Source organism: Pseudorhodoferax sp. LjRoot39, from assembly GCF_964253035.1.
Taxonomy (GTDB): Bacteria; Pseudomonadota; Gammaproteobacteria; order Burkholderiales; family Burkholderiaceae_C; genus Pseudorhodoferax.
Window position 1 is genome coordinate 7268739 of the sequence record NZ_CAXUQL020000001.1, and the last position, 17411, is coordinate 7286149.

12 protein-coding genes are annotated in these 17411 nt (G+C 69.7%); 10 read left to right on the forward strand and 2 right to left on the reverse strand.

What is annotated here, in order from left to right; translation table 11 throughout:
• The first annotated feature begins 97 nt into the window (after positions 1–97).
• From ACSQ4M_RS33965 to ACSQ4M_RS33990, 6 genes are read left to right on the forward strand one after another with little or no spacing between them, the layout of a single operon-like run.
• Positions 98–1981: an ABC transporter permease gene (locus tag ACSQ4M_RS33965; RefSeq protein WP_436193748.1), complete on the forward strand. Its 1884-nt coding sequence runs from the start codon at positions 98–100 to the stop codon at positions 1979–1981.
• Positions 1978–2754 carry an ABC transporter ATP-binding protein gene (locus ACSQ4M_RS33970; RefSeq protein WP_436193749.1) on the forward strand — a complete coding sequence of 259 codons (777 nt, stop codon included), beginning with the start codon at positions 1978–1980 and terminating at the stop codon, positions 2752–2754. The genes ACSQ4M_RS33965 and ACSQ4M_RS33970 overlap by 4 nt, the downstream gene beginning before the upstream one ends.
• Complete coding sequence (locus ACSQ4M_RS33975) at positions 2751–3476, forward strand: ABC transporter ATP-binding protein (protein WP_436193750.1); 726 nt, start codon at positions 2751–2753, stop codon at positions 3474–3476. The genes ACSQ4M_RS33970 and ACSQ4M_RS33975 overlap by 4 nt, the downstream gene beginning before the upstream one ends.
• A 25-nt stretch (positions 3477–3501) precedes the next feature.
• Positions 3502–4215 (forward strand): bifunctional nicotinamidase/pyrazinamidase, encoded by a 714-nt coding sequence (pncA, locus tag ACSQ4M_RS33980; protein WP_436193751.1) that lies wholly within the window; start codon positions 3502–3504, stop codon positions 4213–4215.
• Positions 4212–4709, forward strand: coding sequence for a (2Fe-2S)-binding protein (locus ACSQ4M_RS33985; RefSeq protein ID WP_436193752.1), 498 nt, complete (start codon positions 4212–4214; stop codon positions 4707–4709). The genes pncA and ACSQ4M_RS33985 overlap by 4 nt, the downstream gene beginning before the upstream one ends.
• Positions 4706–8245 (forward strand): molybdopterin cofactor-binding domain-containing protein, encoded by a 3540-nt coding sequence (locus ACSQ4M_RS33990; protein ID WP_436193753.1) that lies wholly within the window; start codon positions 4706–4708, stop codon positions 8243–8245. Before ACSQ4M_RS33985 ends, ACSQ4M_RS33990 begins: the two co-directional genes overlap by 4 nt.
• A gap of 10 nt (positions 8246–8255) precedes the next feature.
• On the opposite strand, the gene ACSQ4M_RS33995 is transcribed toward ACSQ4M_RS33990, so the two are convergent.
• Both ACSQ4M_RS33995 and ACSQ4M_RS34000 read right to left on the reverse strand, forming a co-directional pair.
• Positions 8256–10313: a GumC family protein gene (locus tag ACSQ4M_RS33995; protein WP_436193754.1), complete on the reverse strand. Its 2058-nt coding sequence runs from the start codon at positions 10311–10313 to the stop codon at positions 8256–8258.
• A 79-nt stretch (positions 10314–10392) separates the two neighbouring features.
• A complete protein-coding gene (locus ACSQ4M_RS34000) occupies positions 10393–12384 on the reverse strand; it encodes a hypothetical protein (protein WP_436193755.1) in 1992 nt (663 codons plus the stop codon).
• Between the two features lie 117 nt (positions 12385–12501).
• On the opposite strand from ACSQ4M_RS34000, the gene ACSQ4M_RS34005 reads away from it, so the two are divergent.
• From ACSQ4M_RS34005 to ACSQ4M_RS34020, 4 genes are all read left to right on the forward strand, one after another.
• Complete coding sequence (locus ACSQ4M_RS34005) at positions 12502–13821, forward strand: UDP-glucose dehydrogenase family protein (protein ID WP_436193756.1); 1320 nt, start codon at positions 12502–12504, stop codon at positions 13819–13821.
• Between the two features lie 51 nt (positions 13822–13872).
• Positions 13873–15351: an MBOAT family O-acyltransferase gene (locus ACSQ4M_RS34010; RefSeq protein WP_436193757.1), complete on the forward strand. Its 1479-nt coding sequence runs from the start codon at positions 13873–13875 to the stop codon at positions 15349–15351.
• Positions 15351–16403 carry a hypothetical protein gene (locus ACSQ4M_RS34015; RefSeq protein WP_436193758.1) on the forward strand — a complete coding sequence of 351 codons (1053 nt, stop codon included), beginning with the start codon at positions 15351–15353 and terminating at the stop codon, positions 16401–16403. The genes ACSQ4M_RS34010 and ACSQ4M_RS34015 overlap by 1 nt, the downstream gene beginning before the upstream one ends.
• Before the next feature lie 91 nt (positions 16404–16494).
• Complete coding sequence (locus ACSQ4M_RS34020) at positions 16495–17406, forward strand: hypothetical protein (protein ID WP_436193759.1); 912 nt, start codon at positions 16495–16497, stop codon at positions 17404–17406.
• Positions 17407–17411: the final 5 nt, after the last annotated feature.

The window sequence follows — 17411 nt, forward strand, 5'->3', positions numbered from 1 at the left end:
GGCAGAGCCAGTTCCGCGGGTGCTCCCGAACAGGCTTCGCTGCGCTCGCCCTGGGCTCCTGGCAGTGGTCGTGCGGCACTGAACTCCAGAGAATTTCATGAGTTTTTCCGGACTGATCGTCCAACTCCTCAACGGGCTCGCTTCGGCGTCCTCGTTGTTCCTGGTCGCGGCCGGCTTGTCGCTGATCTTCGGTGTCACGCGCATCGTCAACTTCGCGCACGGCTCGTTCTTCATGGTGGGCATCTACACCGCCTACATGCTGGTCGACCGGTTCGGCGACGTGCTGGGCTTCTGGCCCGCGCTGGTGCTCGCAGCCGTGGCCGTGGGGGTGCTCGGCGCCATCGTCGAGGTGCTGCTGCTGCGGCGCATCTACAAGGCGCCCGAGCTGTTTCAGCTGCTGGCCACCTTCGCGCTGGTGCTGGTGATCAAGGACGCCGCGTTGTGGCTCTGGGGCCCCGACGAATTGCTGGGCCCGCGTGCCCCGGGGCTGCGCGGCGCTGTCGAGATCCTGGGCCGGCAGTTCCCCGCCTACGACCTGTTCCTGATCGTCGTGGGCCCGGTGGTGCTGGGCCTGGTCTGGCTGCTGCTCACGCGCACGCGCTTCGGCACGCTGGTGCGCGCGGCCACGCAGGACCGCGAGATGGTCAGCGCGCTGGGCGTGAACCAGGCCTGGCTGTTCACGGCCGTGTTCGCGCTCGGCGCGTTGCTGGCCGGCCTCGGCGGCGCACTGCAGCTGCCGCGCGAACCCGCCACGCTGGAGATGGACCTGCACACCATCGGCGCGGCCTTCGTGGTCGTGGTGGTGGGCGGCATGGGCTCGCTGCCGGGCGCCTACCTGGCTGCGCTACTGGTGGCCGAGCTCAAGGCCGTCTGCATCTGGCTCGGCGTGGTGGACGTGCTGGGCATCAGCGTGTCCTTCTCCAAACTCACGCTGATGGTCGATTTCCTGGTCATGGCCGCCGTGCTGGTCTGGCGCCCCTGGGGCCTGCTGGGCCGTCCGCAGGCGCCCAGCCGCTACGTGGGCATGCCCGAGGCGCCGCTGCGCCGGCCGGGCCAGGCCGCCATCGCCGGTGCCGCGGTGCTGGCACTGGCGCTGGCGGCGGTGCCTTTGTTGACGGAAGCCTCCTCGTACACCACGGTGCTGCTGATCGACCTGCTGATCGCTGCGCTGTTCGCAGCCAGCCTGCACTTCATCATGGGGCCTGCAGGCATGCATTCGTTCGGCCACGCGGCCTACTTCGGCCTGGGCGCCTACGCGGCCGCGCTGCTCGTGCGCACCACCGGCATGCCGATGGAAGTGGCGCTGGTGCTGGCACCGCTGGCGGCCGGCATTGGCGCCATCGTGTTCGGCTGGTTCGCGGTGCGGCTGTCGGGCGTGTACCTGGCGATGCTCACGCTGGCCTTCGCGCAGATCACCTGGGCCATCACCTACCAGTGGGACAGCTTCACGGGCGGCAGCAACGGGCTCACCGGCGTGTGGCCGTCGGACACGTTCGCCGACAAGCGCATGTACTACTGGCTCACGCTGGTGCTCGTCGGCCTGGGCCTGTGGTGGCTGCGCCGCGTGCTGTTCTCGCCGTTCGGCTATGCGCTGCGCGCGGGCCGCGACTCCATGCTGCGGGCCGACGCCATCGGCATCGACGTCAAGCGCATGCAGTGGGCCGCCTTCGTCGTGGCCGGCACGGCGGGCGGCCTGGCCGGTGCGCTGTTCGCCTTCTCCAAGGGCAGCATCTCGCCAGAGTCGCTCAACGTGACCAAGTCCATCGACGGCCTCGTCATGGTGCTGCTGGGCGGCATCCAGACCCTGGCGGGCCCAGTGGTGGGCGCGGTCACCTTCACCTGGCTGCACGACACCGTGGCGCGCAACACCGACTACTGGCGGGCCGTGCTGGGCGGCACCATCTTGCTGCTGGTGCTGCTGTTCCCGCAGGGCATCGCCGGCTTCGCCAAACAGCTGTTCGACCGAAAGGCCAGACCGTGAGCGCGCCCCTTCTCCAGGTCCAGGGCCTGGGCAAATCCTTCGGCGGTGTGAAGGCCGTGGACGGCATCGACTTCACGTTGCAGGCCGGCGAGTTGCTGGCCCTGATCGGCCCGAACGGCGCCGGCAAGACCACCACCTTCAACATGGTCAACGGCCAGCTGCGCGCCGACCGGGGCTCGATCCAGCTGGCCGGTCAGGAACTGGTGGGCCGCAAGCCGCGCGACATCTGGCGCCTGGGCGTGGGCCGCACCTTCCAGATCGCCGAGACCTTCGCCTCGCTGACCGTGGTGGAGAACGTTCAGATGGCATTGCTTTCGCACGATGGCAAGCTGTTCTCGATGTGGCGCCGCGCGGCCGACCACCGGCGCGAGGCGGCGCTGGCGCTGCTGGAGCAGGTCGGCATGCGCGCCCAGGCCGACCGGCCCTGCAGCGAGCTGGCCTACGGCGACGTCAAGCGCGTGGAGCTGGCCATCGCCATGGCCAACGACCCCAAGCTGCTGCTCATGGACGAGCCCACGGCCGGCATGGCGCCCAAGGAGCGCAACGACCTCATGGCGCTGACCAAGCAGCTCGTGATCGATCGCGGCATGGCCGTGCTGTTCACCGAGCACAGCATGGACGTGGTGTTCGCCTATGCCGACCGCATGATCGTGCTGGCCCGCGGCCGGCTGATCGCCCAGGGCAAGCCGCTGGAAATCCGCGACCATCCCAAGGTGCAGGAGGTCTACTTTGGCAGCGGCAAGACCTTCGAGAAAGAGACGGCCCACGCATGACCACCCTGCTAGAAACCAAGGCCCTGCGCGCCTGGTACGGCGCCGCCCAGATCCTGTACGACGTCGACCTGTCCGTGCGCCGCGGCGAGGTGGTGGCGCTGATGGGCCGCAACGGCGCCGGCAAGTCCACCACGCTCAAGGCCATCATGGGCATGCTGGCCAAGCGCGCCGGCAGCATCCGCTTTCTGGACCACGACATCTCGCGCACCGAGCCGCACCATGCATCGCGCCTGGGCCTGGGCTTCGTGCCGGAAGACCGGCGCGTGTTCACCGACCTCACGGTGATGGAGAACCTGGAGGTCGGCAAGCAGCCCGCGCGGCGCTGGGCCGACGGCACCGACGCACCGCTGTGGACACCCGAGAAACTGTTCAAGCTGTTTCCCAACTTGGGCGAGATGCCCAACCGCCCCGGCGGCCGCATGAGCGGCGGCGAGCAGCAGATGCTGACGGTGGCGCGCACGCTGATGGGCAATCCCTATCTGGTGCTGCTGGACGAGCCCTCCGAGGGCGTGGCGCCGGTCATCGTGGAACAGATGGCGCACATGATCCTGGCGCTCAAGGGCCAGGGCGTGTCCATCCTGCTGTCCGAGCAGAACATGCATTTCGCCGAACTCGTGAGCGACCGCGCCTACGTGCTGGAGAAGGGCCAGATCCGCTTCGAGGGCACGATGGCCGAACTGGCCGCCAACGAAGAAGTGCGCCGCGCCTACCTGAGCGTCTGATTTCCTCCACCACCGGGAGCTTTCCGTGCAACGCAGAACCGTCCTCCACTCCGCCGCCGCGCTGGGTCTCGTCGCCCTGGCCCCGCCGCTGTTCGCCGCCGCAAAGCTGAAGCCGGGCGCCAGTGCCGCGCTGATCGTCGTCGACGTGCAGAACTGCTTCATCGACGGCGGGACGCTGCCGGTCAAGGGCGGGGCCGAGGTCGTGCCCGTCATCAACAAGCTCTCGCTGGCGTTCCAGAACATCGTCGTCACGCAGGACTGGCACACCCAGGGCCATGCCTCGTTCGCGAGCGCGCACGGCGGCAAGAAGCCGTTCGACAGCATCAAGCTGAACTACGGCGACCAGGTGCTGTGGCCCGACCACTGCGTGCAGGGCACGGACGACGCCGCGCTGCACAAGGACCTGAAGCTGCCCACCACGCAGCTGATCATCCGCAAGGGCTTCAACAAGGGCGTGGACAGCTACTCCGCATTCCAGGAAGCCGACCGCAAGACCGTGACGGGCCTGGCTGGCTACCTGAAGGCGCGCGGCATCAAGACCGTCTACATCACGGGCCTGGCGACCGACTTCTGCGTGGCCTGGACGGCGCTGGACGCGCGCGCCGCCGGCTTCGAAGCCTATGTGGTCGAAGACGCCACCCGCGCGATCGACCTCAACGGCTCGCTGGCCGCGGCCTGGAAGCAGATGGCGGCCAAGGGCGTCAAGCGCATCCAGTCGGCCGACGTGGAAGGCGTGTGACCGCAGCCCACGGCACCTTTGCGCTGCACATCAACGGCAGCGCGCGACAGTTCGACACGCCACGCGAGACCTCGCTGCTGCACCTGCTGCGCAACGACTGCGGTTTGAACGGCCCCAAGTACGGTTGCGGCCTGGGCCAATGCGGCAGCTGCACGGTGCTGGTCGACGGCGTGGCCGCGCGCAGCTGCGTGGTGCCCGCGCGCGGCGTGGCCGGCCGCCGGGTCACCACGCTGGAAGGCCTGGGCACGCGCGAGGCGCCGCACCCGGTGCAGCAGGCCTTCATCGATGCGCAGGCCGCCCAGTGCGGCTATTGCCTGAACGGCATGGTCATGGCCACCGTGGCGCTGCTTGCGCGCGTGCCCGACCCCACGCCTGCGCAGGTGCGCGCCGAGCTTTCGCACAACCTGTGCCGTTGCGGCACGCACCTGGAGATCCTGGACGCCGTGCAACGCGCGGCCCGTCTGTGCGCGGCTGGCGCGGAGGGCCGCCATTGATGCGTGCCGCGCAGGCAGGCCTGTCGCGCGCAGCGGTGCGCATGGCCGACGGCGTGCTGCTGGTGCTGCGCGAGGTGCCACCGCCTCCCGCCCCGTCCCCAGGCCAACCGCCGGCCGTGGCCGGCAACCCGGCCGAAGGCCCCGAGTTGCTGTTGGCCTGCTGGGATGACGGCAGCGCCACTGGCTTCGCCGGCCACGTCGACCTGGGCACCGGCCTGCGCACGGCCCTCACGCAGATCGTGGCCGAGGAACTGGACGTGGCGCCCGCGCAGGTGCGCATGCAGATGGGCAGCACGGCCAGCGCGCCGAACCAGGGTGCCACCATCGCCAGCGCCTCGATCCAGATCCATGCGCAGCCGCTGCGACTGGCCGCGGCCCAGGCCCGGGCCTGGCTGCAGGCGAATGGTGGCGCCGCAGCGCTCGCGGGCCGGCATGTCGAACTGCGGCTCGACACCCAAACGCCCACCAAGCCGGTGCAAGACTACCGCCTGGTCGGCCAGTCCCTGCCGCGCGTGGACATCCCGGCCAAGGTGCACGGCGAGCAGGTCTTCGTGCACGACATGCGCGTGCCCGGCATGCTGCACGGCCGCGTCGTGCGCCCGCCCTACGCGGGGTTGGATGCGGGCGAGTTCGTCGGCAACACGCTCGACGGCGTGGACGAAAGCTCCATCGCCCACATCCCGGGCGTGGTCGCGGTCGTGGTGCAGCGCGATTTCGTCGGCATCGTGGCCGAGCGCGAGGAGATGGCCGAAGCCGCCATGGCAGCACTCGCGGTGCGCTGGAAGCCCTGGCCCGGCATGCCCGGTATCGACCAGACCGAGCAGGCGCTGCGCGCCAACCCGTCCACGCGCCGGCTGTTGCTGGAGCAGGGCCAGGTCGATCAGGTCATCGCGGGCGCCGCCGCGCACATGCCGCGCACCTACGTCTGGCCCTACCAACTGCATGCGTCCATCGGACCGTCCTGCGCGCTGGCGCAATGGCATGGCGAGGTCGCGGACGGCCCGGTGGCCACGGTGTGGGCCGGCACGCAGAACCCACATGTGTTGCGTGCCGACCTGGCACTGCTGGCCGGGGTGGCCGACGCTCGCATCGACGTGGTGCGCATGGAGGCGGCCGGCTGCTACGGCCGCAACGGCGCCGACGACGTGGCGGCCGATGCGCTGCTGCTGTCGCGCGCGGTCGGCCGGCCCGTGCGCGTGCAGCTCACGCGCGCACAGGAAAGCGCCTGGGAGCCCAAGGGCGCGGCGCAGCTCATGCAGGTCGACGGCGGGCTGAATGCCGACGGCACGCCGGCCGCCTACGACTTCCAGACCTCCTACCCCAGCAACGGCGCGCCCACGCTGGCGCTGCTGCTCACGCGCACGGTCGAGCCCGTGGCCAAGGCCTTCGAGATGGGCGACCGCACGGCCGTGCCGCCCTATGCCTACGCCCACCTGCGCGTGGCCGCCAACGACATGGCGCCCATGCTGCGCGCGTCGTGGCTGCGCGGCGTGTCGGCCCTGCCCAACTCCTTCGCGCACGAGTCCTACATCGACGAGCTGGCCACGGCGGCCGGTGTCGACCCGGTGGACTACCGGCTGCGCCACCTGCCCGATGCGCGCGCGGCCGAGCTCGTGCGCGCCACGGCCGCCAAAGCCGGCTGGCAGCCGCACACCGCGCCGCGGTCGCAACCTGCCGAAGGTGAGATCCTCAAGGGCCAGGGCTTCGCCTATGCCCGCTACATCCACAGCAAATTCCCCGGCTTCGGCGCCGCCTGGGCCGCCTGGGTGGCCGACGTGGAGGTCAACCAGCGCACGGGTGAGGTCCATGTCAGCCGTGTCGTCGTCGGCCACGATGCCGGCCTCATGGTCAACCCGGCCGGTGTGCAGCACCAGGTGCACGGCAACGTGCTGCAGACGACCAGCCGCGCGCTCAAGGAGCGCGTGCAGGTCGACCCTGGCACCGGCGTGACGCTGAACCGCGAATGGGGCAGCTACCCGCTGCTGTCGTTCCGCGAGGTGCCGGTGGTCGAGGTCATGCTGATGCCGCGCGCGGGCGAGGCCCCCCTCGGCGCGGGTGAATCGGCCTCAGTGCCAGGCACGGCGGCAATCGCCAACGCCATCTTCGACGCGACCGGCGTGCGCCTGCGCGAACCGCCGTTCACGCCCGAGGTGGTGCGCGCCGCGCTGCACCAGGGGCAGCTGCCGCCCCCGCCACCGGCCCCCACGCCCCAGGCCGAGGCAGCGGCCCCCACCCCCGCCACCGGGCTGCCGCCGGACGCCCGCCTCCCGCGCCGCAAGCCGCTGTGGGCCGTCGCGCTGGCCCTGGTGGTGGGCGGCATCGCCACCGTGGCCGGCCTGGCTGGGTGGCGCAGCGCCATCGCGCCCGTGGCCCGCCCTGCGCTGGACACCTACAGCGCCGCCACCATCGAGCGTGGCCGCCTCCTCGCGGCCGCCGGCGACTGCGTGGTCTGCCACACCACGCCGGGCGGCCAGCCCAACACCGGCGGGCGCGCCATGGAGACGCCGTTCGGCACGGTCTACACCACCAACCTCACGCCCGACCCGGCCACCGGCATCGGCGCCTGGTCGCTGGCCGCCTTCCAGCGCGCCATGCGCGAAGGCATCTCGCGCGACGGCCGCCACCTGTACCCGGCCTTCCCGTACACGGCCTTCACGAAGATGACGGACGAGGACCTGACGGCCGTCTACGCCTACCTGATGGCCCAGCCGGCCGTGGCGCACCAGCCACCCGCCACGCAACTGCCTTTCCCATTCGGCCTGCGCCCGCTGCTGGCGGGCTGGAATGCGTTGAACCTGGAAGCCGGCGCCTGGAAGCCCGACCCCATCCAGACGCCGGAATGGAACCGCGGCGCCTACCTCGTCAACGGCGTGGGCCATTGCGGCGCCTGCCACACGCCGCGCGACGCGTTGGGTGCGGAGCGCAGCGGCGCGGCCTTCCTGTCCGGCGCGCTCATCGACGGCTGGGAAGCGCCGGCGCTGACAGGCCTGTCCAAAGCCCCCGTGCCCTGGAACGCGGACAGCTTCTACGCCTACCTGCGCCACGGCCACAGCCGCGAGCACGGCGCAGCCGCCGGACCGATGGCGCCTGTGGTGCAAGAGCTTGCCGCGCTGCCCGATGCCGACATCCGCGCGATGGCGCTCTACCTGGCCTCGTTCCAGCTGCCGGCCACGCCGGCGCGCCCCGTGGCCACACGCACGGACGCGCTGCCCGGCCCGGCGCAACGCCTGTTCGAGAACGCCTGCGGCGCCTGCCACCACGACGGCGACGGCCCCAAGCTGCTGGGCCTGAACCTGCCGCTGGCGCTGTCGACCAAGCTGCACAGCGACCGGCCAGACAACCTGCTGCGCGTGATCCTGGAAGGCGTGCGCGAGGCGGCGGGGCCGCAGGTCGGCTTCATGCCGGGGTTTGCCGACAACCTCTCCGATGAGCAGATCGCCACGCTGGCGGGGTATCTGCGGCAGCGCCATGCGCCGGACAAGCCGGCCTGGCAGGACCTGGCCGGGCGGACGGCTGCCCTGCGCGCTGCACGCTGAACGCTGAACTTCAGCGCAGCGCCACCACGGCAGGCATCAGCGCTTCGATCTCGGCAAGCGGCCTGCGTTCACCGGGCGGCGCCAGCGGCCCCAGGGCGTTGAGTTGCTCGGACGACAGCCTGCCGACCAGGCGCCCCAGATCACCGAACCGCAGGCCCTGGCGCACGAGGAAGGCCACGTAGGTGTGGCGCAGGCTTTCGGGCGTCACCGACTGGGGCTGCTCCAGGCCCGCGTCGAAAGCGCTGGACGTCACGACGCTGGCGACATCCGCCGCCGCGAGCGCCTGGCCGGACACGGACAGCAAGGGCTGCTGCGGTGACGCTCCGGAGCCGGCACTGGCGACCAGCAGGGCCAGCAACGGATCCGACAGCGCCAGCGCCCGTGGCGCCTCGCCCGGCACCGTCAACCGGCCTGCGGCGCCATCCAGGTCACCCACGCGCAAGGCCCCGGCCTCCTCGGCCGACAGTCCGCAGAGCAGACACACCAGCAAAGGCAGGTGCTCGGGTGCCGTGGCCGCCAGCAACTGCCCGACCTCGTACTGCTCCAGTTCGCGCGGCAAGGCCTGCGCCAGCAGCGGGGTTGCCGCCGCAGAGGGCGGTGCGCTCTGCTGGTGCGCCACGGCCGCCATCTGCGGCGCTGCGCCGAGCACGGGCCCGACGGGATGGGGTTGCATCCAGGGTTGCGGCACGATGACCGTGGACGGCCCTGGTGCCACGGGCTCGGTGCGGTTGAAGAACTCGACGAACCACACGGCCAGGAAGCCCAACAGCAGCGAGGCGCCCACCGCGATCGCGGCGTCGCGCGTGTACAGCGGGCGCCAGGCCGTCTCCGGCACCGCGGCCGGCTCCACGACCAGCAGGCGCGGCTTGCGCTCGCGGGCCGTGGCCTCCAGTGCCAGCAGGCGCTGGCGTGCGCCCTGGCGCACCTGCTCCAGCCCCTTGAGGTCTTCCTTCATGGCCTCGAACTCGGAAAAGCGGCGCGTGAAGTTCTGCGCTTTCACCCGGTCTTCGCCGAATTGCTGCTGCAGGCGCTGCGCCGTGGCCTTGGCACCGGCCAGTTCCTCGCGCGCCTCGGTCAGCGCGTTCTGCGCGCCCTTGCGCCGCTCGTTGTCCAGCTGCTGCTGCAGGTCGGCAATGCGGTTGCGGGCCGCCCGGGCGGTCGGGTCCATGTCCAGGTACTGCGGCGTGAACTGCCGCTCCATCGCCTTGTAGTCCTCGCGCAGCTGGGACAGCCGCGCCTCGATGCTGGCGACGGTGGGATTGTCCCTGGCCGAGGGTGGCCGCCGCCCCTGGGCCACCGCTTCTTCCAGTGCACGCACACGGCCTTCTGCGGCTGCTGCGCGCTCGTCGTTCTTGGCGACGGCATCGCCCAGGCCCTTGAGCCGTGCCAGCGTCTGGTTCTCGCTGCGTTCGGCCGACACGATGGCCGAATTGACGCGGAACGCCTCCACCTCGCGCTGGCGCGCCCGCACCCGCTCGTCCATCTCGCGCGCTGTCTCGCGGGCCTGCGCCAGTTGCTGCTGCACCGCGTTGTCGCCCTGGGCGGCTTGCTCGTCGCGATAGACCTCCACCAGGGTGTTGACCAGGCGCGCCACGCCCTGCCGGTCCGGACCGCGCGCCTCGATGCGCACGATGTTCGTGCCGTCCACGGCCCGCAGGCTCAGCATGTCCTGCAGTTGCTGCACGCGCTCTTCCAGTGCCGCGCCCTGCAGCTGCCCCCCGGCCAGACGCTGGGCCACCTTCTCGAGAACCGGCCGGCTGCCCAGGTTCTGCAGGTCGGTCAGGAAATCCTGCGACGCATCGCGCGGTGCCGAGGCCGCGATCGACGCGCCCAGCGCCGACGGCGTCAGTTGCACACGCGCATTGGCCAGGTAGACCGCCGGCCGCATGTAGGTGTAGGCCAGGCCAGCGATGGCCGACAGCAGGAACACGCTGAAGAAAACCAGCACACGCCGACGCATGGCCGCACTGCGACGCGCAGGCATGGCGTCGATCAACGGTGGGCCGGCCGCATAGGCCTGGAAGGGGGGCGCGTGCAGGCGGCGGGCGGTGTCGTCGTCAAGGGGCACAAAATACCTCACGGACTGGGCAACTGCGCACCCGTCGCCGCCAACCAGGGTCGTGCGCGGCCAGCGGGGTGGGCCGCCACTATACGTGGGCAGGCGGGCTGGCCACAGCCGCCGTGCGCGGCAGATGCAGGGAGAAGAACAACAGCAGCAGGAACAGGAACGCCACCCGCGGCATGTCCATGATGCTGCTCACCAAGCCCAGCGCGCAGGCACCCGCCAGCCCCGCTGCCAGGTAGGGCGCCAGCGGCCGGCCACGCGCCGCGCCGAATGACACCCGCCACAGTGCCCAGGCCACGAGGGCGGCGAAGACCAGCAAGGCCAGGACGCCCCGTTCGATCAGCCACTCCAGGTACAGGTTGTCGATGTGCCACGGCAGAAAGTAGCTGTCGACCACCGGAAACCACTGCGCCAGCCCTTGTTCGAAGCCAGCGTTGCGCAGCGCGACCGGCTGCCCACCGGCCGCGAGTGACAGGTTGTCCAGGTCCACCGCGCCGCCGGGCCGTGTCACGGCCAACTCCAGGCTCACGCGCCGCGGCGCCCATGCCGCACCGGCCTCGAGCGGCGGTCCGGCCAGGTCCAGTTCCACATGCTGCCAGGCGCCGTTGCTCCCCCTGCGCACAGTCAGATGGCGGATCTGGCAGTCGCCCTCGTAGATCAGGTGCCGCTCACACACCAGGATGCGCAGCCGCGTCGGCTGCGCCATCCGCACGTCCAGACCGACGCGGTAGCGCGCACCAGGCACCAGCGCGACCTGCTGCGTGAGCGCATACCGGCCCGCCAGTTGCGGACGTGTCGGCGGGCCGTACAGACGCAGGAACTGTCCACCGGGCCGCTCTGGATCGGCCAGCGCCACGGCGGCGCCCGGGAATTCGCCGGCACGGTCGATGTCGGCGTAGTGCTCGGGCAGGCGGCCCAGGCCGATGCCGCCGAGCCATGCGGACGGCGTCTGCAGGACCGACACCCCCCGCATCCAGTGCGACAGACGGCTGCCGAAATCCTCCTTGGTGTCGCCCAACCGGTCGAACAGGAAACTGCTGGCCAGTGCCATCAACACCACCTGGGCCACCAGCAGCACCCGCAGCACGGCGTTGGCGCGTCGGCGCCACGGCGGCCCTGCATCGGCCGGGGCGCCGCGCGGCTGCCGATGCAACAGCAGCCCCACCACGGCGAGGCTGCCAGCCACCGCGCCGTAGACGCCACGAGCGAAGGTGGTCAGGCAGACATAGGCCAGCACCAGCGCCAGCAACGCGGCCGCGCCCCACGCCAGGGGGCGCCGTGCCGAGACCACGGCCCAGACCGCGAACGGCACCGCCAGCGCCAGGTAGCCGTCGATGGCGGCGCCGCCGACGTGCATCTCCCAGAACAGCCCCGCTGTCCGGTAGTCCGAGGCGAAGTTGAGCAGGCCCGGCAGCGCCTCCCGCTCCCAGAGCACCCCCAACGCGAACGCGGCCAGCCCGGCCACCAGGCCGGCGGCCAGCCCGCGCTGCGCCGACGCGGCCGAGCGCTGCAAGGCATCGCGCAGCAAGGGCACGGCCAGCAAGGCATAGGCCAGCGATTTGCCGACGCGCAGGCTGTTCTCGAAGGAGGTGTAGGGACCAGAGGGATGCGGCGGCAGCCGCTGCAGATCGGCCCAGGCCAGCCACATGCCGGCCAGCAGCGACAGGCCGAGCGCGAGCAACAGCGCGTCGCGCCAGGACCAACGGGCCGGCAACGACGACGCCGGCGGGCCCTGCATGGCCAGGCGTGCGTGGCCGGCCGCCAGCGCCACCAGGACCAGCAGGTCGGTCTCGTCCGCGGCGATCCAGCCCGTCCAGGGCGCCAGGCTCAACCACGGCATGCCTGCCGGCACGACGATGAGCCACAGCCGCGGCCAGCGCCAAGCCGCGCCCAGCCAGAGCAGGCACAAGGCGCACGCCAGGACCGGCGCCAGCGGGTGCCGGCTGGCCAGCCACAGGGCCAGCGCACCGCACACCAGCGCCGCCAGGGCGTTCGCCCCGCGCCGGGCCATCCAGCGCAGACCGTCGCGCCGGGTCGCGGGCGCGGCGGAAACTGCATCAAACTTTGCCGACAAATTGGGCCCGGAAGGGAAAGAGTGGTTGCTGCGCCGCAACATCGCCGCATCTGCTCGTTAAGATCGCGACTTTGCCGCCATGGGGGCGGCATTGTCCTCGCCCAATCTCTGCACACCATGAAAATCACCGTCGTTGGAACTGGCTATGTCGGCCTCGTGAGTGGAACCTGCCTGGCCGAAGTCGGCAACGACGTGCTCTGCCTGGACGTGGACCCGGAGAAGATCCGCATCCTGGAAGAGGGCGGCATTCCGATCTACGAGCCGGGCCTGCAGGAGATGGTGCGCCGCAACGTCGCGGCCGGACGCCTGCACTTCACCACCAGCATCGAGAAGGCGGTGGACCACGGCACCATCCAGTTCATCGCCGTCGGCACACCGCCGGACGAGGACGGCTCGGCCGACATGAAGTACGTGCTGGCCGCGGCGCGCAACATCGGTCGCCTGATGACGGACTACAAGGTCGTCGTCGACAAGAGCACAGTGCCCGTGGGCACGGCCGATCTGGTGCGCGCCACCGTGGCGGAAGAGCTCAAGAAGCGCGGCACCGAAGTGCCTTTCAGCGTGGTGTCCAACCCCGAGTTCCTCAAGGAAGGCGCGGCCGTCGAGGACTTCATGCGCCCGGACCGCATCGTCGTCGGCGCCGAGGACGAACAGGCCATCCTGCTCATGAAGGCCTTGTACGCCCCGTTCCAGCGCAACCACGAGCGCCTGATCGTCACCGACGTGAAGAGCGCGGAACTGACCAAGTACGCCGCCAACGCCATGCTGGCCACGCGCATCAGCTTCATGAACGAGCTGGCGAACCTGGCCGAGAAACTGGGCGCAGACATCGAGATGGTGCGCCAGGGCATCGGCTCGGACCCGCGCATCGGTTACCACTTCCTGTACCCGGGCTGCGGCTATGGTGGCTCCTGCTTCCCCAAGGACGTCAAGGCGCTGATCAAGACCGCCGCCGACAAGGCCGACATCGAGCTCAAGGTGCTCACGGCCGTGGAGGAAGCCAACGACCTGCAGAAGCACGTGCTGACCGGCAAGATCAAGGCCCATTTCGGCGATTTGAAAGGCAAGCACTTCGCGCTGTGGGGCCTGGCGTTCAAGCCCAACACCGACGACATGCGCGACGCCCCCAGCCGCACGCTGATCGCCGACCTGCTGGCCGCGGGCGCCACCGTGACGGCCTACGACCCGGTGGCCGTGCACGAGGCCCAGCGCATCTTCGGCGCCACCGAAGGCCTGCGCTACGGCGACAGCCCCACGGCCTGCCTGGAGGGTGCCGATGCGCTGGTCATCGTGACGGAGTGGAAGGAATTCCGCAGCCCGGACTTCGACGTCATCAAGGCCAAGCTTTCGGCTCCGGTGATCTTCGACGGGCGCAACCTGTATGACCCCAAGTTCGTGCGCGCGGCCGGGCTCACCTATCTGCCGATCGGCCGCTGAACGACATCACCACAACCCGCAGGCAGCACCCCGCGTGCTGCCCGGCTTGCCATGCTGTTCACCACCGCGACGTTCAGCTTCCTCTATCTGCCGATCGTTCTGATCGGCTTTTTTGCGCTTGGCAGGCGCGCACCGACGCTCTCGGCACTGTGGCTGTTCGCCGCATCCGTGTTCTTCTACGGCTACTGGATGCCGGAGTTCACGCTGCTGCTGCTGGGCTCGATCGGCGTCAATTTCTTCATCGGCCAGCGGATCGCAGCCCGCCAGGGCCCTGCGCGCCGCACCTGGCTGGCGGTTGGCATTGTTCTGAACCTGGCCACCCTGGCGTACTTCAAGTACGCCAACTTCTTCATCGACAACCTCGAGGCGCTGCTGGGTGCGCAATTCCGGGTCGCGCGCATCATCCTGCCGATCGGCATCTCGTTCTACTCGTTCACCCAGATCGCCTACCTCGTTGACACATGGCAGGGCAAGGTGCGGGAGGCGCGGCCTGTGCACTACGGCCTGTTCGTCACCTTCTTTCCCCACCTGATCGCGGGCCCGGTACTGCACCACGCGCAGATGATGCCGCAGTTCGCCAATCCCGCCGTCTATCGCTTCAATGCCGCCCATTTCACCGCCGGCCTGGCGATCTTCTGCATCGGCCTGTTCAAGAAGATCGTGTTGGCGGATGGCATCGCGCCCTATGCCGACGCTGTGTTCGTGCCGGTTGACGCCGGTGCGCACCCGGACATGGCCGAAGCCTGGATCGGCGCGCTCGCGTACACGTTCCAGCTGTACTTCGACTTCTCGGGTTACTCCGACATGGCCATCGGCCTGTCCTGGATGTTCAACATCCGCCTGCCCTTCAACTTCGACTCGCCCTACAAGGCACTGAACATCAGCGACTTCTGGCGCCGCTGGCACATTTCGCTGTCCACCTTCCTGCGCGACTACCTTTACGTCCCGCTGGGTGGCAACCGCAAGGGGCGCATGCGGCGCTACCTGAACCTGGGCGCCACCATGGTGCTGGGCGGCCTCTGGCATGGGGCCAGCTGGTCCTTCGTGCTGTGGGGAGCCATGCACGGCGTCTACCTCATGGTCAACCACGCGTTCCGCGCGCTGACGGAGAAGCTCGGCTGGCGCGCCGCACTGGACGCGAGCGCAGCGTTCCGGCTGTTGGCATGGTCGCTCACTTTCCTGTCGGTCGTGGCAGCCTGGGTGCTGTTCCGGGCCGAGACGATGCATGGCGCGTCGCGCATGCTGCAGTCCATGGCGGGATGGGTTCCGCAGAGCACGGACAGGGGCCTGCTGTGGTGGAACGCAGGTCTCCAACCGCGGGTGGCCATGGGTTGGTGCCTGGTACTCGCCGTGGTGGCCGTCGCCCTGCGCAACAGCAACCAGATCGGGGAACGGTTGCTCGCCGCCATGCAGGCACGGCCAGCCTGGCGCGCACCTCTGGCCGGTGCCGCGCTGGCCAGCGCCGTGGCCCTCGTCGTCGTGAACACCACGCGCAGTTCCTCCAGCGCATTCATCTACTTCAATTTCTGATGGGCCGCGCACCGCTCCTGTTCCTCGGAGGCATTGTCGCCACCGCAGTCTGCGCGGAAATCGTGCTGCACGGGCTGCCCGTGTCCACGGCCACGATGACGGGCTACTACCAAGACCCCGACATCCTGGCCTATCCGGCCCACCACACGTGGACCATGGCCACGGGCTGGGATCTGCGCAACCCGCACACGCTGCGGGCCAACAACTGGGGCTTTGCGGCGGAGCACGAATTCACCGCCGACCCCGAGGCTGTCGCGCTGATCGGGGACAGCTATGTCGAGGCCTCCATGCTGGCGCCGCGCGATCGCCCGGCCGCTCAGCTGGAAGCGCTGCTCCCGGGGCAGCGCAAGGTCTACGCCATGGGAACGCCCGGAACCGCGATGCTCGACTACGCGCAGCGCATCCGTTTCGCCAACGAACACTTCCAGATCCGTGATTTCGTCGTGCTCATGGAGGGTGCGGACGCCCCGCAGGCGCTGTGCGGCAGCGGCAACATCGTGAGCCGGTGCCTCGACCCGGAGACGCTGGAACCCCGGATCGCACGGCATCCGCGCGCCTCGGCCTGGACCGACCTGGCCCGGCATTCCGCGCTTGCGCAATACCTCATGAGCCAGCTGCGCTTCAAGCCCGCAACGGTGGTCAAGGCCATGTTCACCCGCAAGCCACCGGAAGAGGCCGGCGCCGGGGCCGGCAAGGCCGTACCGGCCGCACCCGACCCGGAGCAACTGGCACGCGCGCGAGCCGTAGTCGATGCCGTCGTCCAGCAGTTCTTCGCCACCGTTCCGCGCGCGCAGATCCGACAGCTCGTCTTTCTCGTCGACGGTCGCCGCACCAGCCAGGCCGCGCCCCGAACACTGGCAGAACTGGAGCGCGCGCACCTGATCCTGCGCCTGCGCGAACAGGGCGCGACCGTGCATGACCTCGAGCCACTCTATGCGGCGCATGCAGCCAGGTCGCAGCGCTCGCTCGCGGTCGGCCCCTACGATGGCCACCTGAACCCCACGGGACTGCACCTGGCCATGGCAGCCGCTGCGCAGTCTCTGGCGCGCTGATGGCTGCTCCTGCGAGCCGTTACGATCCGGGTTTGGCGTGCAAGCCGATGCCCTGAACACTGCGCCACGCACACATCAAACAAAGATCCGCATGCCGACACTCAAAGCCCTTCGCGAGCGCTGCGCCAGAACCTACTACAAAGCGCTCTACATGCAGCAGGCCAAGGCCGTCTTGCGCACGCCCCCTGTGCAGCCCGGCACCTTGCCGCTGACAACGCTGTCAATGGTCCATACGCGCGACGTCGTCCCGTACCTTGTCGCGTTCAAGTCGTTCCACCGTCAGGCCACGGGGCAGCGTGCCGTCGTGGTCTGTGACCCCAGCATCACGCCGGCTGATCGAGCCACACTGCGCGCGCACATCCCACACCTGGAACTGCGCGACGCCGGGGAGTTCACGCACCCGTCCATTCCGCGCGGGGGTACCTGGGAACGCCTGTTCGCCATCTCGGAGTACGCGACACGGCAATTCACCGTCCAGCTCGATGCCGACACGCTGGCCACCGGCCCACTGCCAGAAGTCTGCGACAGCATCTTGGCCAATCGCCCTTTCGTGATCGGCGAGGTGCTGGCGCAGCGCATCGATCCGCTGGCGGTGTTCGCGGCCACCGCACGCACCTGGACCAGCGGCCATGTGCAGGCCCTGGCAGAGGCATCGCTGGACGGCATCGGACTGCCACCCGAGACGCTCTATGTCCGAGGCTGTTCCGGTTTCACCGGGTTCCGCACTGGCGCGGACATGCGTGGTTGCCTGCTCGATTTTTCCGAAAGAATGCGCAGCAAGCTCGGCGACCGCTGGCGCGACTGGGGCACGGAGCAGGTCACCTCCAACTTCGTGGTCGCCAACCAGGCCGATGCGCGCGTGCTGCCGTTCCCGAAATACGCTTCGGCCCATCAAACGGATGCCGATTCGGTGTTCTTTCACTTCATCGGCTCGGTGCGCTTTCGCAACCGCCGCTACGAACGCGAGACCGCAACGTTCTTGCGCAGCCTGGGTACAGGCTGAAACCA